The sequence below is a fragment of the Flavimobilis sp. BM9 genome, assembly GCF_058313055.1.
Window position 1 is genome coordinate 25042 of record NZ_JBZEMO010000004.1, and the last position, 23036, is coordinate 48077.

The 23036-nt window shown below is 71.5% G+C and carries 18 protein-coding genes; 13 read left to right on the forward strand and 5 right to left on the reverse strand.

Translation table 11 applies throughout. The annotated features are described in order from the left end of the window. The first annotated feature begins 110 nt into the window (after positions 1–110). Positions 111–455 (forward strand): TM2 domain-containing protein, encoded by a 345-nt coding sequence (locus AC4F3Q_RS07980; protein ID WP_168448219.1) that lies wholly within the window; start codon positions 111–113, stop codon positions 453–455. Between the two features lie 106 nt (positions 456–561). Here AC4F3Q_RS07980 and AC4F3Q_RS07985 read toward each other — a convergent pair whose 3' ends face one another. After that, positions 562–1566: an aldose epimerase family protein gene (locus tag AC4F3Q_RS07985; RefSeq protein ID WP_491039497.1), complete on the reverse strand. Its 1005-nt coding sequence runs from the start codon at positions 1564–1566 to the stop codon at positions 562–564. Next, complete coding sequence (locus AC4F3Q_RS07990; protein ID WP_491039498.1) at positions 1563–4031, reverse strand: glycoside hydrolase family 94 protein; 2469 nt, start codon at positions 4029–4031, stop codon at positions 1563–1565. The genes AC4F3Q_RS07985 and AC4F3Q_RS07990 overlap by 4 nt, the downstream gene beginning before the upstream one ends. 165 nt (positions 4032–4196) lie before the next feature. On the opposite strand from AC4F3Q_RS07990, the gene dcd reads away from it, so the two are divergent. From dcd to mnhG, 8 genes are all read left to right on the forward strand, one after another. After that, complete coding sequence (gene dcd, locus AC4F3Q_RS07995) at positions 4197–4772, forward strand: dCTP deaminase (protein ID WP_491039499.1); 576 nt, start codon at positions 4197–4199, stop codon at positions 4770–4772. Between the two features lie 3 nt (positions 4773–4775). After that, positions 4776–5807: a hypothetical protein gene (locus tag AC4F3Q_RS08000; protein WP_491039500.1), complete on the forward strand. Its 1032-nt coding sequence runs from the start codon at positions 4776–4778 to the stop codon at positions 5805–5807. 208 nt (positions 5808–6015) lie between these two features. Next, the gene (locus tag AC4F3Q_RS08005; RefSeq protein WP_491039773.1) at positions 6016–8994 is read left to right on the forward strand and encodes a Na+/H+ antiporter subunit A; all 2979 of its coding nucleotides are present in this window, start codon (positions 6016–6018) and stop codon (positions 8992–8994) included. After that, the gene (locus tag AC4F3Q_RS08010; RefSeq protein WP_491039501.1) at positions 8991–9503 is read left to right on the forward strand and encodes a Na(+)/H(+) antiporter subunit C; all 513 of its coding nucleotides are present in this window, start codon (positions 8991–8993) and stop codon (positions 9501–9503) included. Before AC4F3Q_RS08005 ends, AC4F3Q_RS08010 begins: the two co-directional genes overlap by 4 nt. Continuing rightward, positions 9500–11068: a Na+/H+ antiporter subunit D gene (locus tag AC4F3Q_RS08015; RefSeq protein WP_491039502.1), complete on the forward strand. Its 1569-nt coding sequence runs from the start codon at positions 9500–9502 to the stop codon at positions 11066–11068. Before AC4F3Q_RS08010 ends, AC4F3Q_RS08015 begins: the two co-directional genes overlap by 4 nt. After that, the gene (locus tag AC4F3Q_RS08020; protein WP_491039503.1) at positions 11065–11694 is read left to right on the forward strand and encodes a Na+/H+ antiporter subunit E; all 630 of its coding nucleotides are present in this window, start codon (positions 11065–11067) and stop codon (positions 11692–11694) included. Before AC4F3Q_RS08015 ends, AC4F3Q_RS08020 begins: the two co-directional genes overlap by 4 nt. Then, positions 11691–12182: an MrpF/PhaF family protein gene (locus tag AC4F3Q_RS08025; RefSeq protein ID WP_491039504.1), complete on the forward strand. Its 492-nt coding sequence runs from the start codon at positions 11691–11693 to the stop codon at positions 12180–12182. Before AC4F3Q_RS08020 ends, AC4F3Q_RS08025 begins: the two co-directional genes overlap by 4 nt. Continuing rightward, positions 12179–12685 (forward strand): monovalent cation/H(+) antiporter subunit G, encoded by a 507-nt coding sequence (gene mnhG, locus AC4F3Q_RS08030; RefSeq protein WP_491039505.1) that lies wholly within the window; start codon positions 12179–12181, stop codon positions 12683–12685. The genes AC4F3Q_RS08025 and mnhG overlap by 4 nt, the downstream gene beginning before the upstream one ends. A 25-nt stretch (positions 12686–12710) precedes the next feature. Here mnhG and AC4F3Q_RS08035 read toward each other — a convergent pair whose 3' ends face one another. Further along, positions 12711–13679, reverse strand: a complete 969-nt coding sequence (locus AC4F3Q_RS08035) for an alpha/beta hydrolase (RefSeq protein WP_491039506.1) — start codon at positions 13677–13679, stop codon at positions 12711–12713. A 147-nt stretch (positions 13680–13826) separates the two neighbouring features. Here AC4F3Q_RS08035 and clpB point away from each other — a divergent pair, with 147 nt between their 5' ends. Then, on the forward strand, positions 13827–16451 hold the full coding sequence (clpB, locus tag AC4F3Q_RS08040) for an ATP-dependent chaperone ClpB (protein WP_491039507.1): 2625 nt from the start codon (positions 13827–13829) through the stop codon (positions 16449–16451). Positions 16452–16526: 75 nt separating this feature from the next. On the opposite strand, the gene chrA is transcribed toward clpB, so the two are convergent. Both chrA and AC4F3Q_RS08050 read right to left on the reverse strand, forming a co-directional pair. Then, positions 16527–17714: a chromate efflux transporter gene (gene chrA, locus AC4F3Q_RS08045; protein WP_491039508.1), complete on the reverse strand. Its 1188-nt coding sequence runs from the start codon at positions 17712–17714 to the stop codon at positions 16527–16529. A 170-nt stretch (positions 17715–17884) separates the two neighbouring features. Further along, complete coding sequence (locus AC4F3Q_RS08050; protein WP_491039509.1) at positions 17885–18913, reverse strand: LacI family DNA-binding transcriptional regulator; 1029 nt, start codon at positions 18911–18913, stop codon at positions 17885–17887. Between the two features lie 152 nt (positions 18914–19065). On the opposite strand from AC4F3Q_RS08050, the gene AC4F3Q_RS08055 reads away from it, so the two are divergent. From AC4F3Q_RS08055 to AC4F3Q_RS08065, 3 genes are read left to right on the forward strand one after another with little or no spacing between them, the layout of a single operon-like run. Then, a complete protein-coding gene (locus AC4F3Q_RS08055) occupies positions 19066–21117 on the forward strand; it encodes a beta-galactosidase (protein WP_491039510.1) in 2052 nt (683 codons plus the stop codon). Further along, positions 21114–22055 carry a carbohydrate ABC transporter permease gene (locus tag AC4F3Q_RS08060; RefSeq protein ID WP_168448232.1) on the forward strand — a complete coding sequence of 314 codons (942 nt, stop codon included), beginning with the start codon at positions 21114–21116 and terminating at the stop codon, positions 22053–22055. The genes AC4F3Q_RS08055 and AC4F3Q_RS08060 overlap by 4 nt, the downstream gene beginning before the upstream one ends. Next, on the forward strand, positions 22052–22939 hold the full coding sequence (locus tag AC4F3Q_RS08065) for a carbohydrate ABC transporter permease (RefSeq protein WP_491039511.1): 888 nt from the start codon (positions 22052–22054) through the stop codon (positions 22937–22939). Before AC4F3Q_RS08060 ends, AC4F3Q_RS08065 begins: the two co-directional genes overlap by 4 nt. Positions 22940–23036 lie beyond the last annotated feature (97 nt).

Genomic DNA, 23036 nt, shown 5'->3' on the forward strand with positions numbered 1-23036 from the left:
GCTGACATGGGCGTCCGCGACGCGCTACGTTGTCTCCGCGCGCCCGCACAGGAGGCGCACGCCCGGGCCGCACGTCGTGGCCGCGGCGCCACGAACGAGACGAGGTGGACATGTCCGAGCACACGCCCAACCCTGAGCAGCAGCAGCCCTACCAGCAGCAGCCGTATCAGCAGCAGCCGTACCAGCAGTACCCCCAGCAGCCCTACCAGCAGCCCTACTCCGACCCGAACGCGAAGTCGCGGATCGTCGCCGGCCTGCTCGGCATCTTCCTCGGCAGCATCGGCATCCACCGGTTCTACCTGGGCTACACGAAGATCGGCGTCATCCAGATCATCGCGAGCGTCCTGACCTTCGGTCTCGCGGGCATCTGGGGCTTCGTCGAGGGCATCCTCTACCTGGTCTCGAAGGAAGGCACGTACTCCGTCGACGCCGAGGGTCGCCCGCTCACGAGCTGACCCCGCGCACGCACGTACAGAGGCGCCCGTCCCCCCAAGGGGACGGGCGCCTCTGTACGTGCGTCGGGATGCGTGCGTCAGGCTGCGGCGTCGTGACGCCGCAGCGTCACACCGAGATCGAGAACGTGCCCGTGCGGGACTCGCCCGGCTCGAGGACGAACACGCCGCTGCCCGGCACGCCGCGGTCGGCGAGCGCGAAGCCGCCGTTCGCGTTGGTCGCGGGCTCGACCGCGAAGTACGTCCGGCGGACCGGGACGTAGACGACCCAGTGCGCGTAGACGTCGTCGGCGTGGATGCTCACCTCGACGTCGGACCCGTCAGCGCGAGCGCCCGGGTAGACGATGCGTGCGGGCGCGCCGTCGACGCGGCCCGTGAGGCAGTCGTCGACGAAACGGTCGCCGAGAGGTCGCAGCGTCCGGAAGTCCGCACGAGCCGGTATCTCGCCCGCCTCCTCGGTCGCGATCGCGTCGACCAGCCGGTAACCACGCGTCACCGGGACCTCGAGCAGCGCGTCCTCCCTGCCCGGGACGAGGTGCCGCACGAAGTACGGGTGATGCCCGAACCCCGCAGGGAACGGCTCCGCGTCGACGTTCTCGACCGTCGTCGTCACGCTCAGGCCCTGCTCGTCGAGCGCGTACGTGATCTCCGCGCAGAACGCCCACGGGAAGCCGACGCCGACCGCACGACGCGAGTCGAAGACCATCCGCACCGACACGTCCGTGCGCTCGACGACGTCGAACGCGAACGGCAGGACCGCGCCGTGCATCGCGGTGCCGTCGGGCGACGTGCGCGGCAGGCGCCACGTGCGCCCGCCCCATGTCAGCCGCGCCCCCGCGACGCGGTTGGACCACGGCACGAGCGGGAAGCTCGCGCACGACGTCGGGCTGTCCAGCTTGCTCGAGCCCGTCGGGCGCACGAGGTCCCGCCACACGCCGTCGACCAGGACCTGGGCGTACGCGAGAGACGCCGCAGCACCGGGGACGATCCCGGCCCGCCACGTCGCCGTCGCGAGCGGCACGACGCGCGGGTCGTCCGCGAGGACCGGGGCAGAGCCCTCAGCGCTCGCGGACGAACCCTCGACGGGACGCAGGGCCGCGTCCGTCACGCTCACAGGACGACGTCGACCTTCACGGTCGAGCCAGCCGGCGCGTACGGCACGTGGTTGCCCTCGACCGCCACGCCGTCGACCGTCAGGCGGCCGCGGGCGCCCGGGGCGCCCGAGTTCGTCACCGAGATCTCGTACGTCGCGCCGCGCGCGACACGCGTCACGGTGTACGACGGGACGTCCGGGCCGATCTGCGGGTCGACGACGAGACCGTCATAGTCGGGGCGCACACCGAGCAGGTACTGCGAGACCGCGACGAAGTTCCACGCCGCCGTGCCGGTCAGCCAGGAGTTCTTGGCCTCACCGTGACGCACGGCCTGCTTGCCCGCGATCATCTGCGCGTACACGTACGGCTCGAGGCGGTGCGTGTCGGAGATGTCCTCGCGGTACGCCGGGGTGATGCGCTTGTAGTAGTCGAACGCCTGAGCGCCGCGACCGAGGACCGTCTCGCCGATGATGACCCACGGGTTGTTGTGGCAGAAGATGCCACCGTTCTCCTTGTAGCCCGGCGGGTAGGTCGAGACCTCGCCCATGTTGACCTGGTAGGTCGTGTACGCGGGGAACTGCAGCACCATGCCGTGGTCGGTCGCGAGCATCTCGTTGACCGAGTCGAGCGCCTTGACCGCGGGAGCGTCCGTGTCGTCCGGGCCCGAGCCGACACCGATGCCGGCCATGACCGCGAAGCCCTGCGGCTCGATCCAGATCTTGCCCTCGGCGTGCTCGTCGGTGCCGATCTTGTCGCCGTAGTAGTCGTACGCGCGCAGGAACCACTGGCCGTCCCAGCCGTGCGTGAGCACCGCCTGGCGCATGTCCTCGACCGCCTTGCGGGCGTTCGCAGCGACGTCAGCGAGGCCGCGACGCTCCGCGAGCTCGGCGTACTCCTCGCCGTACAGGACGAACTGCGCAGCGATGAAGACGGACTCGGCGACGCCGCCCGCCTGGTTCTCCGTTGTCTGGAACGACTCGCCAGGCGTCGTGGAGAAGCAGTTGAGGTTGAGGCAGTCGTTCCAGTCCGCACGCCCGATGAGCGGCAGGCCGTGCGGGCCGAGGTTGTTCGTCGTGAAGTCGAACGAGCGCGTGAGGTGCTCGAACAGCGAGTCCGCGAGGGAGTCGTCGTTGTCGAACGGGACCTGCTCGTCGAGGATCGAGAAGTCGCCCGTCTCCTTGATGTACGCGGCCACGCCCGCGACGAGCCACATCGGGTCGTCGTTGAAGCCCGAGCCGATGTCGTTGTTCCCGCGCTTCGTCAGCGGCTGGTACTGGTGGTACGCCGAGCCGTCGGGGAACTGGGTCGCAGCGATGTCGAGGATGCGCTCGCGGGCACGCTCGGGGATCAGGTGGACGAAGCCCAGGAGGTCCTGGTTGGAGTCGCGGAAGCCCATGCCGCGGCCGATGCCCGTCTCGAAGAAGGACGCCGAGCGGGACATGTTGAACGTGACCATGCACTGGTACTGGTTCCAGATGTTGACCATCCGGTCGAGCTTCTCGTCGTCGCTCTTGACCGAGTAGGTCGACAGGAGGTTGGTCCAGTGCTCCTTGAGGGCGGCGAACGCGGCGTCGACCTGCTCGGTCGTCGCGAAGCGCGACAGGAGGGCGTGCGCGCGCTCCTTGTTGATGACCTGGTGGGCGTCGTCGGCCCACTTCTCCTCGTCGGGGTTCTCGATGTAGCCGAGGACGACGACGTAGGTGCGGGACTCGCCGGGCTCGAGCGTGACGTCGAGCTGGTGGGAGCCGATCGGGTACCAGCCCGACGCGACCGAGTCCGCCGACCGGCCGGCGCGCGGGACCGCGGCCTCGCCGAGACCGTTGTACGCGCCGACGAACGTGTCGCGGTCGGTGTCGAAGCCCGAGGCCTTCGCGTTCACGCCGAAGACGGCGTAGTGGTCGCGGCGCTCGCGGTACTCGGTGCGGTGGTAGATCGCGGAGCCGTTCGGGGCGTCCTGCTCGACCTCGACCTCACCGATGTTGAGGTTGCGCTGGTAGTTCGTCTGGTCGTCCTGCGCGTTCCAGAGGCAGAACTCGACGAAGGTGAACGCGGAGAAGCTCTTGGGGGCGTCCGAGGTGTTCGTGAACGTGATGCGCTGGACCTCGGCGTTCTCGCCGAGCGGCACGAACAGCAGGGTCTCGACGGAGAGGCCGTTCCGCTCGCCGGTGATGGACGTGTAGCCCATGCCGTGGCGCGTCTCGAAGTGGTCAAGGTCAGCCTTGACGGGGAGCCAGGACGGGGTCCAGACGTCGCCGCCGTCGTTCACGTAGAGGTAGCGGCCGCCTGCGTCGGCGGGGATGTTGTTGTAGCGGTAGCGCGTCAGGCGGCGCATCTTCGCGTCACGGTAGAACGAGTAGCCGCCTGCCTGGTGCGAGACCAGGGAGAAGAACTGCTCCGACCCGAGGTAGTTGATCCAGGGGTAGGGGGTGTGCGGCGTCGTGATGACGTACTCGCGGGCGGCATCGTCGAAGTGGCCGTAACGCATGGGACTGAGCCTCTCGGGGGGTGGGGGTCGCCGACCGGCAGCATTGCCGTGGGAGCGCTTCCATATGAGCTGTACCCCGATCGTAGCCGATTCGGGAGCGCTTGCGAAGAGGTCCGCGGAGACCCTCCGTGCGACCGCCCGGAGGCCTGGCGGTACGGTATCCACGTGCTGCTCTCCGACCGCGACATCCGTGCCGAGATCGACTCCGCGAGGGTCGTGCTCGACCCCTACGAACCGACCATGATCCAGCCGTCGAGCATCGACGTGCGGCTCGACCGGTTCTTCCGGCTCTTCGACAACCACAAGTACGCGGTCATCGACCCCGCCACCGACCAGCCCGACCTCACGCGGCTCGTCGAGGTCGACGCCGGTGAGCCGTTCGTGCTGCACCCGGGCGAGTTCGTCCTCGGCTCGACGTACGAGCAGGTCACGTTGCCCGACAACATCGCCGCGCGCCTCGAGGGCAAGTCCTCGCTCGGCCGCCTCGGCCTGCTCACGCACTCGACCGCAGGCTTCATCGACCCCGGCTTCTCGGGTCACGTCACGCTCGAGCTGTCGAACGTCGCGACGCTCCCGATCACCCTGTGGCCCGGCATGAAGATCGGTCAGCTCTGCTTCTTCCGCCTCTCCTCGCCCGCCGAGAACCCGTACGGCTCGCCCGTCTACGGGTCGCGCTACCAGGGGCAGCGAGGGCCGACGCCGTCCCGCTCGGCCCAGGGCTTCCACCGCACGCAGGTCTGACACGTGGCACGCGAGCAGTACCCGGACACCCCGCGCGAGGAGCTGCGCCCCGCGTCGGGCCGTCAGCGCTTCTCCCGCCACGCGCTCGTCGTCGGGCCCGAGGTCGACGTCGAGGAGATCGAGTGCCTCGCGCTCAGCCGCTTCCCCGGCGCGCGCTGGCTCGTCACGGCTGACGACGTCGCCGCCGGCGTGCTGCGCCTCAACCGTCACACGCACCTCGCCGGGCCGTACGCGCCCGGCGGCCCGCTGCGCGGCGAGGACCGCGCGGGCGTCTACGACGTCGCGTGCCCGCGCGAGCGCGGCGACGCCCCGCACGCCGAGCAGTCCGACCGTGACGGCCTCGCCCGTACCTTCCCGGACGGTCTGCCCGTGCGCGAGGAGGAACGCGTCGTGCAGTGGCTCGTCGCAGCCGCGCGACGGCTGCACGGCTCGGTCGTGGTCGACGTCGACGGCACGCAGCGCGTGCTCACCCCGGACCCCGGGGCGCGCATCGACCTGACCGTCTACTCCGACGTGTGGCTCGCACCCGAGGCAGCCCTCGCCGTCGTGCGCGACGTCGACCGCCGCGCGACGTGGGCGCCCGGCGGTGTCCCGTGGGCGGGGCCGCCCGCGAAGAGCATCGTGGCGACGCTGCCGCACGTCCCCCAGCTCGAGGACGATGTCCGCGAGTTCGTCCACCAGCGCGCGGAGGACGCCGACATCGAGGCGCTCACCTCGGACGAGGCGCCGACCGGTTATGCGATCCACCTCGACCTGCACGACGACGGGCTCGTTGCGATCGAGATCGGCGGCGAGGAGTCGTTGCCGACCTCGCTGCGCGGACTGCCCTGGGCCGACGGCGGCGCCGTCGCCTACCGCGTGCGCTGGTACCCGGTCGACGACGACCTCGAGGAGGAGCGGCCCCCGCTCGCCCACCGGGTCGCGCGCGGCCGGGCGACGCCGCGCCTCGGCGCGGTCACGGCGGCGCTGCACAGGGCGGTCGGCGGCGAGATCGTCGATGAAGCCGAGTTCCTGGTCGCACCCGAGGACCTCTGACCCGCGCGACGTGCTGATCGTCACGCTTCCGGCGGTCATGCCACGGTCAGGTCTTGGTAAGATCTAGAGCAATCCCGTGCACTTCCGAGGGGGTTCGGAAGGGCGTCGCGTGCCGTGAGGTGCGCTGTCCTCGCACGGGGCCGACCGACACCGCCCCGCCGACTGGACGGACCCGGACGTGCCGCAGCTTCTCGCCATCCATCTCGTGATGGCGATCGGCGCGCCCTTCCTCGTCCGGTTCCTCGGCCGCAAGGCGTTCCTCGCCCTCGCCCTCGCGCCGGCCACCGCCGTCGCCTACGCCCTCTCGCACACCGCAGGCGTCATGCGTGGCGAGCACCCGACCGTCGTCCACGAGTGGATCCCGGTCCTCGACATCGAGCTCGCGTTCCGCATGGACACGCTCGCCTGGCTCATGCTGCTCCTCGTCGGCGGCGTCGGCGCGCTCGTCCTCGTCTACTGCTCCGCGTACTTCTCCTCGAGCGCCCAGGGTCTCGGCCGTTTCTCCGGCGTGCTGACCGCCTTCGCGGGCGCGATGGTCGGGCTCGTCACGGCCGACGACATGCTCCTGCTGTTCATCTTCTGGGAGCTCACGACCGTCTTCTCCTACCTGCTCATCGGGCACTACGCGGACCGCAAGGCGTCGCGCCGTGCCGCGATGCAGGCGATCGTCGTCACGACGTTCGGCGGCCTGGCGATGCTCGGTGGGATCGTGGTCCTCGGCACCGCCGCCGGGACGTTCCGCCTCTCCGAGGTCGTCGCGAACCCGCCCGCCGGGACCGCTGTGACCGTCGCGATCGTGTGCGTCCTCGTGGGGGCCGCGACCAAGTCCGCGCTGCTGCCGTTCCACTTCTGGCTGCCGGGCGCGATGGCCGCACCCACGCCGGTCTCCGCGTACCTGCACGCCGCGGCGATGGTCAAGGCCGGTGTGTACCTGGTCGCCCGGTTCGCGCCCGCGTTCTCCGAACTGCCTGTCTGGCAGGGGATCGTCATGGTGCTCGGCGCCGGCACCCTGCTCCTCGGCGGCTACCGCGCCCTGCGGCAGCACGACCTCAAGCTCGTCCTCGCGTACGGAACCGTCTCCCAGCTGGGGATGATCATCCTGCTCGTGGGGCTCGGCACCCGCTCCGCAGCGCTCGCCGGGCTCGCGATGATCGGCGCGCACGCGATGTTCAAGGCGGCGCTGTTCCTCGTCACGGGCGTCGTCGACGCCGCGACGGGCACGCGCGACCTGCGACGCCTGACCGGCGTGGGGCGGGCGCTCCCCGAGACCGCCGTCGCCGGCGGCCTCGCGATCGCCTCGATGATCGGCCTGCCGCCCCTCGCGGGCTACGTCGCGAAGGAGGCGGCGCTCGAAGCCCTGCTGCACGACGGCGCGGGCACGGGCCCGGCGTGGGTGTCGACCGTGCTCGTCGTCGCGGTCGTGGTCGGCTCGATGCTCACGTTCGCGTACGGCCTCCGGTTCTTCTGGGGCGCCTTCTGCTCCAAGGCCCCCGCCGAGCCGGTCCCCGCGCGCACCGACCCTGCGACGGGCGAGTGCATCGAGGCTCCCGACCTGAGCCAGGTGCCGCCTTCCGAGGTGCACCGGCAGTCTCCGCTGCTGTGGGGGCCGCCGCTCGTGCTCGCGGTCCTCGGCCTCGCTGCCGCGCTCGTCCCGAGGCTCGGGGAGAACCTGCTGTCCCCGCACGCCGAGCTCTACCCGTCCGGCGAGCCCGGGCACCTCACGCTGTGGGGCGGGTTCGGTCCTGCGTTCTTCTCGACCGTCGCGATCGTCGGCGTCGGCGTGCTGCTCTTCTGGCGCCGCCGCGGCGTCGAGCGCCTCCAGGCGCGGATGCCGCACGTCCCCGAGGCCGAGCGCACGTACCGGCGCTTCATGCGGCGGCTCGACGAGGTCGCCGCCGACATCACCGCGCTCACGCAGCGTGGCTCGCTGCCGTTCTACCTCGGCGGGATCCTCCTCACCGTCGTCGTGCTGCCGGGCGGTGCGATGATCCGCACGCTCGTCGACGGCACCGCCACGACGACCGTGCGTGCGTGGGACACGCCCGCCCAGGTCGTCGTCGGCACCGTGATCGTCGTGGCCGCCGTCCTCGCCGCGCGCGCACGCCGCCGCCTCAAGGCGGTCCTGCTCGTGGGCCTGACCGGCTACGGCACCGCGGTGATGTTCATGTTCCAGGGCGCCCCCGACCTCGCGCTCACGCAGGTCCTCGTCGAGACGATCTCGCTCGTCGTGTTCGTGCTCGTCCTGCGGCGCCTGCCCGCGTACTTCTCCGACCGGCCGCTCGCGGGCGCGCGCTGGATACGCCTGTCGCTCGGCATCGCCGTCGGGCTCGTGGTCGCGGGCATCGCGCTGACCGTGCCCGGCGCGCGCACGGCCGAGCCGGTGACGACCCTCTTCCCCGACGAGGTCTACACGTACGGCGGCGGCAAGAACATCGTCAACGTCGTCCTCGTCGACACCCGCGCCTGGGACACCATGGGCGAGATCTCCGTGCTTCTCGTCGCCGCGACCGGCGTCGCGAGCCTCGTGTTCCTGCGGCGCCGCTCGGGCGAGATCCTCCGCGCCCGCTCGGTCCAGGTGCCCGACGCCGCAGCGGTGAGCAAGCGCGTGGGCGCGACGCTCGGCGGGCTGCCGACCCCGACGCTGCGCGGTCACACCGCCGAAGGCATCGCCGAGCGCGCCCAGCGGTCGCGCGTGTGGCTCACCGCGGGCCGCACTCTCGCGCCCCAGCGCAGGTCGGTCATCTTCGAGGTCGCGACCCGGCTCTTGTTCCACTCGCTGATCATCTTCTCGATGTTCCTGCTGTTCTCCGGGCACAACGCGCCCGGTGGCGGCTTCGCCGCAGGCCTCGTCACCGGCATCGCGATCATCATCCGGTACCTCGCGGGCGGTCGCTACGAGCTCGGTGAGGCGGCGCCCGTCCACCCGGGCCTCGTGCTCGGAGCCGGACTGTTCCTGAGCGTCGGCGTCGGGCTCCTGCCCGTCTTCTTCGGCGGGATGCCCCTGCAGAGCGCGATCCTCCAGACCACCCTCCCGCTGCTCGGTGACGTCAAGCTCGTCACCTCGCTCTTCTTCGACATCGGGGTGTTCCTCGTGGTCCTCGGCCTCGTCCTCGACGTCGTCCGTTCCCTCGGCGCCGAGATCGACCGGCACTCCGACGCCGATGCACGAGAGGAGGCCGCACGATGATCGACACGACCCCGAACGTCGTCCTCGTCGTCGTCATCGGCGTGCTCTTCGCCGCGGGCGTCTACCTGGTCCTGGAGCGCAGCCTCTCGCGCGTCCTGCTCGGCACGCTGCTCATGGGCAACGGCGCCAACCTGCTGTTCATGGTCGCTGGCGGCCGCGCCGGCGGCGCGCCCCTGATCGGCACGACCGCGCCCGAGGACATGACCGACCCGCTCCCGCAGGCGATGGTGCTGACCGCGATCGTCATCTCGCTCGGCATGATCGGCTTCGTCATGTCGATGGCCTACCGGTCCTGGCAGATCAACGGTCACGACGAGGTCCAGGACGACCTCGAGGACCGCCGCGTCGCGCGCAAGGCCGCGATGAACGCGCCCGCCTACGAGGACACTGACAGCGAGGACTCCGGCCAGTCGCTCGACGACGAGGCCGCCGACCAGCGCGACGAGACGGTCCACGACGAGCTCGGGATCGTGCCCGTCGTGCCGCACGGGACGGAGGACGCCCGATGACCCTCGAGCTCCTCGTGCCGCTGCCCGTCATGCTCCCGCTCCTCGGGGCCGGCCTCAACCTCGCCGTGTGGCGCCGCACGCGCGTCCAGCGCATCGTCACGATCACCGTGCTCGCGCTCATGCTCACGGTCGGGGCGATCCTCCTGGTCGCCGCAGACGACGGACCGCTCGTCATCGACCTCGGCGGCTGGGCCGCACCCGTGGGGATCAACCTCGTCGCTGACCGGCTCTCGGCCCTCATGATCACCGTGTCGAGCGCGGTGCTCCTGTGCGTCTTCGTCTACTCGGTCGCCCAAGGTGTCGCCGACGGCGACGACGAGGCGCCTCTCGCGATCTACCACCCGACGTACCTCGTCCTCGCGGCGGGCGTCTCGAACGCGTTCCTCACGGGCGACCTGTTCAACCTGTACGTCGGCTTCGAGATCCTGCTCGCGGCGTCGTACGTGCTGCTCACCCTCGGCGGCACGGGGGCGCGCATCCGCGCCGGCACGATCTACGTCGTCGTCGCGCTCGTCTCGTCGCTGCTGTTCCTCGTCGCGCTCGCGATGATCTACGCGGCGACCGGCACCGTGAACATGGCTCAGCTCGCCGAACGCATGGGCGACGTCGACCCCGGCACGCGCCTCGTGCTCGAGCTGCTGCTGCTCCTCGCGTTCGGCATCAAGGCGGCGATCTTCCCGCTGTCCGCATGGCTGCCGGACTCCTACCCGACGGCGCCCGCGCCCGTCACCGCAGTGTTCGCGGGCCTGCTGACGAAGGTCGGTGTCTACGCGATCATCCGCACGCAGACGCTGCTCTTCCCCGACGGCGCGACGAACGACCTGCTCATGTGGGCGGCGCTCCTCACGATGCTCGTGGGGATCCTCGGCGCGGTCGCGCAGGACGACATCAAGCGACTGCTGTCGTTCACCCTCGTCAGCCACATCGGCTACATGATCTTCGGCATCGCGCTCGGGTCGCAGAGCGGCCTCACGGCGACCGTCTTCTACGTCGCGCACCACATCACCGTCCAGACGACGCTGTTCCTCGTCGTCGGGCTCATGGAACGCGTCGGCGGGACGACGTCGCTCGCGCGCCTGGGCGGCCTCGCCAAGGTCGCACCGCTCCTCGCGATCGTGTTCTTCGTCCCCGCGATGAACCTCGCCGGCATCCCGCCCATGTCCGGGTTCCTCGGCAAGGTGGGCCTGCTGCAAGGCGGTGTCGAGCAGGGCACGGGGCTCGCGTACACGCTCGTCGTCGGCGGGATCGTCACGTCGCTCCTGACGCTGTACGCGCTCGTCAAGGCGTGGAACAAGGCGTTCTGGCAGACGCCGCCGCAGGAGGTCTCCCCGCAGCGCCTGCCCGCGGGCATGGTCGGCTCGACGATCGCGCTCGCGACCCTCGGCCTCTCGCTGACGTTCGTCGCCGGGCCGCTCTTCAGCTACGCCGACCGCGCCGCCGTCACGCTGCTGGACCGGACGACCTACATCGACGCGGTCCTCGTGGACGACGGCCGCGGGCGCGGGCAGTCGCCCGACGTCGCCGAGGACAAGGACGGCGCGCCCGAGGAGGTGACGGCACCGTGACCCTGCACCCCCGCCGTCGCGCATGGTTCGGGCAGTGGCCGACGATCCTCTGGCTCGCCGTCGCCTGGACCATGCTCTGGGGCGACCTCACGTGGGCGAACATCCTGGGCGGCCTCGCTCTCGGCGTCGTCGTGACCCTCGTGTTCCCGCTGCCCGCGATCGGCTTCCACGTGCGCGTGCGTCCGGTCTCGCTGCTCTGGCTCGTCGCGCACTTCCTGTGGGACCTCGTGCGGGCGTCCTTCCAGGTCGCGTTCCAGGCGCTGCACGTGACGCGCGTCCCCCGGGGCGCCGTGATCGGCGTGCGGCTGCGCAACCCCGCCGACCTGTACCTCACGGTGACTGCCGAGCTCAGCACGCTCGTCCCCGGATCGCTCGTCGTCGAGGCGCACCGTCTCACGGGCATGCTCTACCTGCACGTGCTCGACCTCGAGGCCTACGGCGGCGAGGAGAAGGTGCGCGCCGACGTGCTCGCCCTCGAGGAGCGCGTCCTGTACGCGCTCGCCTCGGACGAGGAGCTCGAGAACGCGGGCCTGCCGGTCGGGCCCTGGTGGGGCCCTGCGGCGCGCGCTCAGGCGACCGCGACGCGTCCGTCCGTCGTCCGACCCGTGAAGGGGGAGACGCCATGATCTACGTCCTCGCAGTGTCCGCAGCGCTGCTCGCGGCGGCCGCCGTGCTCACGCTCGTGCGGATCGAGCGCGGCCCGTCGATGCTCGACCGCACGATCGCCCTCGACACGTTCACCGCGACCCTGGTGGGCGCCGTCGCGCTCGAGGCAGCCTGGAACCGGCGGACCGACACGCTGCCGATCCTGCTCGTGATCGCGATGGTGGGGTTCGTGGGCTCGGTGACGATCGCGCGGTTCGCCGCCGTCGAGCCCGAGGAGGAGCGGCGCATCAAGACCCGTGAAGAGGTCGCCGCCGAGGACGCCGCACGGCGCCTCGCGGAGGAGGCCGAGGAGAGCGCGATCGAACGTGCGGCCGAACGTGCGGCCGAGCTCGAGGCGGCTGAGGGGGCGACGGGCGACGCGACGATCGGCCACGCCGACACCATCTTGTCGTCCGGCGAGGACACCGCCGAGAGCGAGCCCGCCCCTGACGACGGAGGTGCGCGATGACCTGGGACGGCGTCTTCGACGTGCTCTCGGCCGTCTGCCTGCTCGCCGGAGCGTTCCTGTCGTTCGCAGCAGGCGTCGGCGTGCTGCGCTTCCCCGACCTGCTCGCGCGCATGCACGCCGCGACGAAGCCGCAGGTGCTCGGGCTGATCCTCGTCCTGCTCGGCCTCGAGCTGCGGCTGCGGACGTGGGACGTGCTGCTCGTCGTCGTGCTCGTGACGCTCTTCCAGATGCTCACCGCGCCCGTGTCCGCGCACATGGTGGGCCGCGCCGGATACCGCACGGGCAAGGTCCGCACGGACCTGCTCGTGCTCGACGAGCTGACGAGCGACCTCGACGAGGCGCGCACGCTCGCACGCGAGCACGAGCTCGCGCAGCTCGCGGCGGAGCGCGCCGCGCACGCGGGCGACGACGTCGCGTCACCCGGCCCCGTACACGACGCCCCGGCGGGCGCCGGGGACGGCGCCCTGCCGGGCGACGGGTCGCAGGAGGACCCGCGGCCGTGAGCCGGTGCGCCCAGACGCCCCCGGGTCAGCTCGCGGGCACGCGCGTGTCGAGCCAGTCGAGGACGGTCGTCAGGTAGGTGGTCCGGGCGGGCTCGGGCGAGAGCGCGAGGTCGTGGGCGCCGTCGGCGATCTGCTCGATCGTGACGTCGGCGCCGAGCTTCGGCGCTCGCGCGAGGATCTGCTCGACGGACAGGACGGAGTCCGTCGTCACGAGCCGGTCGTGCTCCCTCTTGTGGTCGCCCGTCTCGGTCGACGTGCACACGAGCACGGGGCAGTCGATCGACAGGCCGCGTGCGACGCGGTCCTGGTACCGCCTCACCGAGGCGAGCCACCCGGCGCGCACGGGGAATCCCTCGTGCGGCTTCCACGTGAGCTCGTAGTCCCACTCGCCGCCCGAGCCCGAGTGCAGGGCCCGCCCGTAGTGCGGTGCGAGGTGCCCGACGACGGTGCGCGGGGCGACGTGCGAGAGCGCCTTGATCGCGGCGGTGCCGACCGTGCGGTTGAACGCGTTCTCGTTGAGGTCGAGCCAGGGGCTGTTCAGGACGAGGGCGTCGAGGACGCCGGGGCGCGCGTTGGCCCACATCGCGCCGATCAGACCGCCGGTCGAGTGGCCGAGGACGACGAGGTGCCCGTGGTGCTCCTCGCCCGTGATGATGTGCACCGCCTCGTCGATCTCGGGGGCGTGCTCGACGAGGTCCCGCACGAGGTTGGGTGACTGGCCCTCGCGCAGGGAGCGTCCGTACTTGCGCAGGTCGAGGGCGTAGAAGTCCCAGCCGCGCGCTGCGAAGGCGGCGGCGAGGTGCGGGTGGAAGAAGTAGTCGACGAAGCCGTGCAGGTAGAGGACGGCCCGATGGTGCCGTGGGCCGTCGGCTGAGCGCACGAGGGTCGCTTCGACGGGCCCTTCCTCGTCGGCGCCGAGATGGATCGTCCGTGCGCGCCACTCGTCGCCGAGGACGTCAGGCGACCAGGGATCGCGTGCAGGTGGTGTGTTCACGGGTTCTCCTCGCAGGCGACGGTGCCGGTCTTCTCGATCCTGCCAGGAAGGTCGCCCGACGGATAGCGAAGTGAACTTGAGCGGAATAGACTCAACTTCAGGGTGGTTCTCACAGTCATCAGAGTTTTCGCTGGTCAAGGAGAAACGATGGACGCGAAGTTCACGACGCTGGCGCAGGACGCGCTCAGCGAGGCGATCCAGACGGCGACCGCCGCAGGCAATCCTGAGGTCGAGCCGATCCACATCCTGGCGGGCCTCGTCGGTCAGGCCGACGGCGTCGCGCCTCAGCTCCTCGTCGCCGCCGGTGTCGACGCGGCCGTCGTCGGCAGGGACGTGCGCAAGGCCCTCGTCGAGCTCCCGTCCGCGACGGGTGGCGGCGTCGCCCAGCCTGCCCTCGCTGACGCCACCAAGCGCCTCATCAACGCAGCGCGCACCGAGATGCAGGCCCTCGGAGACGAGTACGTCTCGACCGAGCACCTCCTCATCGCCGCCGCCGAGGTCGCCTCCTCCGCGGCGACGCTCCTGCTGCGCGCAGGCGCGACGCCCGACGCGCTGCGCGCCGCCCTGCCCGCCGTCCGCGGCAACACCAAGGTCACGACGCCCAACCCGGAGGGCACGTACAAGTCGCTCGAGAAGTACGGCGTCGACCTGACGGCCGCCGCGAAGGAGGGCAAGCTCGACCCGGTCATCGGCCGCGACAGCGAGATCCGCCGCGTCGTCCAGGTCCTCTCGCGCCGCACCAAGAACAACCCCGTGCTCATCGGCGAGCCCGGCGTCGGCAAGACGGCGGTCGTCGAGGGCCTCGCACAGCGCATCGTCGCTGGCGACGTGCCCGAGTCGCTGCGCGGCAAGCGCATCGTGTCGCTCGACCTGCCCGCGATGGTCGCGGGCGCCAAGTACCGCGGCGACTTCGAGGAGCGCCTCAAGGCCGTGCTCTCCGAGATCAAGGAGTCCGACGGCGAGATCGTCACGTTCATCGACGAGCTGCACACCGTCGTCGGCGCGGGCGCCGGCGGCGAGGGCGCGATGGACGCGGGCAACATGCTCAAGCCCATGCTCGCCCGCGGCGAGCTGCGCCTCGTCGGCGCGACGACCCTCGACGAGTTCCGCGAGCACATCGAGAAGGACCCGGCGCTCGAGCGCCGCTTCCAGCAGGTGTACGTCGGCGAGCCGTCCGTCGAGGACACGGTCGCGATCCTGCGCGGGCTGAAGTCCCGCTACGAGGCGCACCACCGCGTGACGATCTCCGACGGCGCGCTCGTCGCAGCCGCCACGCTCTCCGACCGCTTCATCAGCGGCCGCCAGCTCCCCGACAAGGCGATCGACCTCGTCGACGAGGCCGCGAGCCGCCTGCGCATGGAGATGGACTCGTCGCCGGTCGAGATCGACACGCTGCGCCGCGTCGTCACGCGCCTCGAGATGGAGGTCATGGCGCTCGAGCAGTCGGACGACGAGGTCGACACTGCGCGCGCCGACGACCTGCGGGCGCAGCTCGCCGACCGGCGCGAAGAGCTCGCGGCGCTCAACGCGCGCTGGGAGACGGAGAAGGGCGGCCTCAACCGGGTCGGCGACCTGCACAAGAAGCTCGACGAGCTGCGCTCCGACGCGGACCGTGCCGAGCGTGAGGGCGACCTCGCGACGGCGTCGCGCATCCGGTACGGCGAGATCCCCGAGCTCGAGCGCGAGATCGCGGAGGCCGAGCAGGCGCAGCGCGCCGCGGTCCCGGACCCCGACGCAGGCCAGGAGGTCGAGCTCGCGCAGGAACGGCCGCCGAAGCTCGTGGGCGACAAGGTCGACGCGGCCGAGATCGCTGAGGTCGTGTCCGCGTGGACGGGCATCCCCGCAGGGCGGCTGCTTCAGGGCGAGAGCCAGAAGCTCCTGTCGATGGAGCAGACGATCGGCGCGCGCCTCATCGGGCAGACGGCCGCCGTCGCGTCCGTGTCCGACGCGGTGCGCCGCTCGCGCGCCGGCATCAACGACCCGGACCGTCCGATCGGCTCGTTCCTCTTCCTCGGCCCGACCGGCGTCGGCAAGACGGAGCTCGCGAAGTCCCTCGCGGACTTCCTGTTCGACGACGAGCGGGCCATGGTCCGCATCGACATGTCGGAGTACGGCGAGAAGCACTCGGTCGCGCGCCTCGTCGGCGCGCCTCCCGGCTACGTCGGCTACGAGTCGGGCGGGCAGCTCACCGAGGCGGTGCGGCGCCGGCCGTACTCGGTCGTGCTGCTCGACGAGGTCGAGAAGGCGCACCCGGAGGTCTTCGACATCCTGCTGCAGGTGCTCGATGACGGTCGGCTGACCGACGGTCAGGGCCGCACGGTCGACTTCCGCAACACGATCCTCGTGATGACGTCGAACCTCGGCTCGCAGATGCTCGTCGACCCGCTCGTCGCCGAGGGCGACAAGCGTGAGGCGGTCATGTCAGCGGTGCGCACGCACTTCAAGCCCGAGCTGCTCAACCGTCTCGACGACGTCATCGTGTTCGACCCGCTGACCATCACCGAGCTGAGTCAGATCGTCGACATCCAGGTGCGGGCGCTCGCGGCCCGGCTCGCGGAACGCCGCCTGACGCTCGACGTGACAGACGCGGCTCGCGAGTGGCTCGCGCTCGAGGGCTTCGACCCGGCGTACGGCGCGCGGCCGCTGCGCCGCCTCGTGCAGCGCGAGATCGGCGACCGGCTCGCGCGGGCGCTGCTCTCCGGCGCGATCGGCGACGGCGACGCGGTGCGCGTCGACCGCGGCCCGGAGGGGCTCACGGTGGCGCGGGCCTGACGGTCGGCAGCACTCGGTGTCGGGGCGTCGCGCCACGGGCGCGGCGTCCCGACGTCTGTCTGGGCTGCCGTCCGCTCAGCGGGCGAAGAGCGCTCCGGCGACGGCGCCCGCGAGGACGACCGTCCACGGCGGTGCCTTGGCGACCGTCAGGAGCGCGAGGCAGACGGCGGCGATGACGCCCGGGACGACGCCGGTGATGGTCGAGGTGAGGATCGGGTCCCACAGCGCGGCCGCGAGGATCCCGACGACGGCCGCGCTCGCCCCGGCGACGGCGGCGCGGACGCCGGTCCGGCGTCGCAGGCTCTCCCAGTACGGGAGCGCGGCGAGCAGCAGCAGGATGCCGGGCAGGAAGACCGCGACGAGGGCGACGAGCGCCGTCCAGGGGGCGGCGGCGCCCGGGCCCATGTCGTACCCGAGGAACGCGGCGAACGTGAAGAGGGGACCCGGGACTGCCTGGGCTGCGGCGTAGCCGGCGAGCACGTCCCCGGTCGGGACGGCGTTCGCGACCGCAGGCTCGGCCTGGAGGAGCGGCAGGACGACGTGCCCGCCGCCGAGGACGAGCGCGCCGGCGCGGTAGAACGCGTCGGCGACGGCGGTCCACACGCTCGGGGCGAGCCGTGCGAGGACGGGCAGCCCGACGAGCAGGGTGACGAAGAGGCCGAACGACGCGAGCCCGACGCGACGGGTCACGACCTGGAGCGCGTGCGCCTCTGCGCGGCCCGGCAGGTCATGACAGACGACGACGCCGGCCGCGACACCGAGCCCGATCGCTGCGAGCTGCCCCACGTTGCCCGTGAGGGTCAGCGCGAGGGCTGCCGCGCCGCACGCGATCAGGATGCGCCGCACGTCGGGCGTCAGGGTGCGCGCCATGCCCCACACGGCGTGCGCGACGACGGCGACCGCGACCGACTTGAGCCCGACCATGACGCCGTGGGCGACGGCCCCGTCGAGCGACACGGCTCCGGCGGCGAGCAGCACGAGCAGGAGCGCGGACGGGAGGGTGAACGCGAGCCATGCTGCGGCGGCACCCAGCGGGCCGCCGCGAACGAGCCCGAGGGCGAACCCGACCTGGCTCGATGTCGGGCCGGGGAGCACCTGGCAGAGGGCGACCAGCTCGCCGTACCGCTCCTCGCTGACCCAGCGGCGGCGCGTGACGAGCTCGTCGCGGAAGTAGCCCAGGTGTGCGACGGGTCCGCCGAACGACGTGACGCCGAGCCGCGCGAAGGTGCGCAGCACCTCGCCGGGGTGTCGTCCAGGGCGCACGTGTCCTCGTCTCCGTCGGGGCTGACCTGGTCCTAGTCAACCAGGGGCCCCAGTGGTGCCGAGGTCGTGGGCCGGAGCGCGAGGTCGTGAGCTCTGACTGCCGAACTCGCGACAGAAGTCACGACCTCGGGGCGATGGAGGTCATGAGCGCGGCGGCGCCACCGCGGCGCTCAGGCCGAGTCGCGCCAGACGATCGGGGAGTCGAGCAAGACACCGTCGCGCGGCACGTCCTTCCCGTCGAGCTGGGCGACGACGAGCTCGGCGGCGCGCTCGCCGACGCCCGCGGCGGGCTGGTGCACGGTCGACAGGGCCGGGAAGCAGCGCTCTGCCCAGGAGGAGTCGTCGAACCCGACGACACCGACGTCGTCGGGCACCGTGCGGCCCGAGCGGCGCAGCGCCGCGAGGACGCCCGCAGCGACCGCGTCCGACGCCGCGAAGATGCCGTCGAGGTCAGGCGCGCGCTCGAGGAGCTCGAGGGTCGCGCGGAGGCCCGCGGTGTACTCGTAGAGCGGGATGGGGGCGACGAGGTTCGGGTCGAACGCGTCGCCGAGCGCGGCCTGGAAGCCCGCGAGGCGGTCTGCGCCGGAGTCGCGGTCGAGCGCGGCGGCGACCATGCCGACACGCGTGCGACCGGTCTCGACGAGGCGCCGCGTGATGTCGCGTGCGGCGGTGAAGTTGTCGATGCCGACCCAGGGGAGCGGCACGGTCGTCTGGGGGTGCCCGACGAACGCGGCGGGCACGCCGAGACGGACGATGGCGTCGGTGATCGGGTCGTCGGCGCGTGCGGAGACGATGATGACGCCGTCGACGAAGCCGCCGGACAGGTAGCGGGTGACGCGCTCGGTGTCGCGTGCGGAGTCGGTGACGAGGCTGACCATCTGCAGGTCGGCGGCCGACAGGACGTTGTTGGCGCCGAGCATGATCGCGCCGATGTTGGGGTCCTCGAGGAAGAGGGCGTGCGGCTCGTGGACGATGAAGCCGACGGCGCGCGAGCGTTGCATGACGAGGTTGCGGGCGGCCGTGTTGGGGACGTACCCGACGGTGCGGATGGCGGCCTCGATCGCGGCGCGTGCCTGCTCGGAGACGTAGCCGCCGTTGAGGACGCGGCTGACCGTGCCGCGGGAGACGCCGGCGGTGCGGGCGACGTCGTGCACCGTTGCACGACGCCGAGAAGGTTGCGGTTCGGTCACGACGCCCATCGTAGGGGTGGTGCCGGGTTGACGGTCCCGCCGACACGCTCTTAGTGTGTGCACGTTCACACATTCCTCGACGCCGAGATGTGCGAGCGGATGTGTGCACGTGCACACATCGCCGGACCGCAGCGTAGCCGCCCGACAGACAGGACGAACCAATGTCGTTCCCACGCACCCGAGGCACTGCCGCCCTCACCGGGGGAGGCATCGTGCTGGGCTGCGACTACAACCCCGAGCAGTGGGACCGGGCCACCTGGCACGAGGACGCCGCGCTCATGGCCGAGGCCGGGGTCGACCTCGTCGCGATCAACATCTTCGGCTGGTCCCGCCTCGAGCCCCGCCCGGGCGAGTACGACTGGACCGACCTCGACGAGGTCCTCGACCTCCTCCACGACCACGGCATCCGCGTCAACCTCGGCACCGGCACCGCCTCACCGCCGCCGTGGCTCTCGACCCGCCACCCCGAGACCCTCCCCGTCGCCGCCGACGGCACCCGCCGCTTCCCCGGCGGACGCCAGGGCTACTGCCCCAGCTCCCCGGTGTTCCGCGAGCTCTCCCTCCAGCTCGTCGAGCAGGTCGCGACCCGCTACGGCAACCACCCCGCCGTCGCGCTCTGGCACGTCTCCAACGAGCTCGGCTGCCACAACGCCCTGTGCTGGTGCGACGTCTCCGCCGACGCGTTCCGCGCCTGGCTCCGTGAGCGGTACACGACGGTCGACGCGCTCAACGCCGCCTGGGGCACGAGCTTCTGGTCCCAGCGCTACGCCTCCTGGGACGAGGTCGGCACGCCCCGCGCCACGATCTCCTTCCGCAACCCGGGCCAGACGCTCGACTTCCACCGCTTCAGCTCCGACACGGCCCGCGAGCAGCTCCGCGCCGAGGCCGCCGTCCTCCGCCGCCTCTCGAGCGCCCCCGTGACCACGAACTTCATGGTCACCGCGCACATCCGCAACCTCGACTACTGGACCTGGACCGACGACGTCGACCTCGTCGCCAACGACCACTACCTCGACCACCGCCTCGCCGACCCCGTCTCCGAGCGCGCGCTCGCCGCCGACCTCACCCGCGGCCTCGCCGGCGGCGACCCGTGGCTCCTCATGGAGACCGCGCCCGGCGCGGTCAACTGGCAGCCGGTCAACCTCGCGCACGAGGCCGGTGGCCTCACCCGCGCCGCGCTCACGCACGTCGCCCGCGGCGCCGACGGCATCTGCTTCTTCCAGTGGCGCGCCAGCCGGCAGGGCTCCGAGAAGTTCCACTCCGCGATGCTGCCGCACGCCGGCACGGACTCCGACGGATGGCGGCAGATCCTCACCCTCTCCGCCGACCTGGACTCCCTCGAGGAGGTCGTCGGCTCCCGCGTCGAGGCCGACGTCGCGCTCGTCTTCAGCTGGGAGTCGTGGTGGGCCGCCGACGGCGAGACCCGCCCCAGCCAGGCGACCGACTACCTCACCCAGGTGCACGACGCCTACCGCGCGCTCTACGACGAAGGCGTGAGCGTCGACGTCGTCGCCCCGGGCGCGGACCTCAGCGGCTACCGCCTCGTCGTCGTCCCCGGCCTCTACCTCGTGCGCGACGCGCACGCCGCGCGCCTCGACGAGTTCGTCCGCAACGGCGGGCGCGCCCTCGTCACCTGGTTCTCCGGGATCGTCGACGAGGACGACCGCGTCCGCCTCGGCGGCTACCCCGGAGCGTTCCGCGACCTCCTCGGGGTGCGCTCCGACGAGATGAAGCCCGTCCGCCCCGGCCAGGACCTGCAGCTGTCCGACGGCGGCACCGCACGCCTGTGGACCGAGAGCGTCCGCACGACGACCGCGACCGCCGTCGTCACCCACGTCGACGGCCCTTCCGCCGGCGCCCCCGCGCTCACCCGCAACGACCACGGCGACGGCGTCGCCTGGTACCTCGCGACCGCACCCGACGACGCGACCTATCGCAGCGTCGTGCGCCGCCTCGTCGACGACGCGGGCGTCACCCGCGCGACCGACGTGCTCGACGACGCCCACGACGCACGCGTCGAGGTGGTCCACCGCACCCGCGGCGACCACCGCTGGACGTTCGTCGTCAACCACGGCACCGAAGCCGTCACCTACCGGGGCCACGGCCTCGAGCTGCTCACCCACGAACCCGTCGACGGTGAGCTGACCGTCCCGGCCGGCGCCGCGCGCGTCGTGCGCGTCGCACCGCGACGCGAGAACGAGGAGGACCGATGACCAGCCCCACCGTCACGGCGACCGCCGCGGGCACGCCCCGCGGCGAGGAGCCGACCCGACGCAGACGGGGGAGCGGACGCCACCAGCGCGGCGTCCTGCCGATCTTCCTCGGGCCGTTCGGCCTCCTGTTCGCGCTGTTCTACCTCCTGCCGATCGGGTACGCCGTCTACCAGTCGCTGCTCGTCGTCGAGCGCGAGGGCACGTTCGGCAAGGCGCGCGAGAAGTTCGGAGGCCTCGCCCAGTACGCCCGCGTGCTCGAGGACGACGCGTTCCGCGAGTCCGTCCTGCGCGTCCTGCTCTTCGGCATCGTCCAGGTGCCCGTCATGCTCGGGCTCGCGCTCGTCCTCGCGCTCCTGCTCGACTCCCCGCTCGTGCGCGGCAAGAAGTTCTTCCGGCTCGCGTTCTTCGCGCCGTACGCCGTCCCGGGCGTCGTCGCCGCGATCATGTGGGGCTTCCTCTACTCGCCCAACCTCTCGCCGCTGTCCGAGCTGACGAGCAAGGTCGGGTTCCTCTCCGCCGACCTCGTCCTGTGGTCGATGGCCAACGTCGTCACCTGGGTCTATGTCGGCTACAACATGCTGATCATCTACTCGTCGCTCCTCGCGATCCCGACCGAGGTCTACGAGGCCGCCCGGCTCGACGGAGCCGGCCAGCTCCGCATCGCGTGGTCCGTCAAGATCCCGATGGTGGCCCCGGCGATCGTCCTGACCGCCGTGTTCTCGATCATCGGCACGCTCCAGCTGCTCGCCGAGCCCCAGGTCTTCCGCACCTTCTCCTCGGCCGTGACGAGCACGTACACCCCGAACCTCACCGTCTACTCGACGAGCGCCGTGCCCAACTTCCACCTCGCGGCGGCGTTCTCGGTCGTCCTGGCCCTCGCGACGTTCATCCTGTCCTTCACGTTCCTCAAGCTCACCCAGAGGAGGACCGACGCATGATCGCGCCGCTCTCTGCCGGACCCGAGACGTCCGCGCGCCGCGGAGTCACGGAGAACCCGCTCTCGCGCCTCGCCGCGATGGCCGTCATGGGCCTCGCCACGATCTACTTCCTGTTCCCGATCTGGTGGCTGTTCGTCTCCTCGACGAAGGACCGCGGCCAGTTCACCAGCACCAACCCGATGTGGTTCGCGGACTGGGCGCTGTGGGACAACATCAAGGCAGTCCTCACGTACCGTGACGGCGTCTACCTCCAGTGGATCGTCAACTCGCTCATGTACACGATCGGTGGCGCGCTCATCGGCACCGTCCTCGCGGGGATGTGCGGCTACGCGCTCGCCAAGTACCGCTTCCGAGGCCGTGAGGCGCTGTTCAACATCGTGCTCGGCGGCGTGCTCGTCCCCGCGACCGCGCTCGCCCTCCCGCTCTTCCTCATCTTCAGCCGCGTCGAGCTCACCAACACGTTCTGGGCGGTGTTCCTGCCGAGCCTCGTGAGCCCGTTCGGCGTCTACCTGTCGCGGATCTACTCCGCGTCGTCCGTCCCCGACGAGCTGCTCGAGGCCGCACGCCTCGACGGCTCGGGCGAGGTCCGCACGTTCTTCACGATGTCGGTGCGGCTCATGGTGCCCGCGCTCGTCACCGTGTTCCTGTTCCAGTTCGTCGCGATCTGGAACAACTTCTTCCTGCCGCTGATCATGCTGCGGGACGAGTCGCTCTTCCCCGTCACCCTGGGCATCTACACGTGGAACACCCAGGTCAACCAGATCCCCGAGCTGCGCGGATACGTGCTCATCGGGGCCCTCCTGTCCGTCGTCCCGCTCATCGCGCTGTTCCTGCTGCTCCAGCGGTTCTGGCGCAACGGCCTGGGCGCCGGCTCCATCAAGTAGGTCCGCACCTCCCCGTACGTTCCCGCAGCCGGCGGTCAGCCCGACCGTCCGGCAGGCACACGACCCGTCGCCCGGCGCCCTGCCGGACGGCCACAGA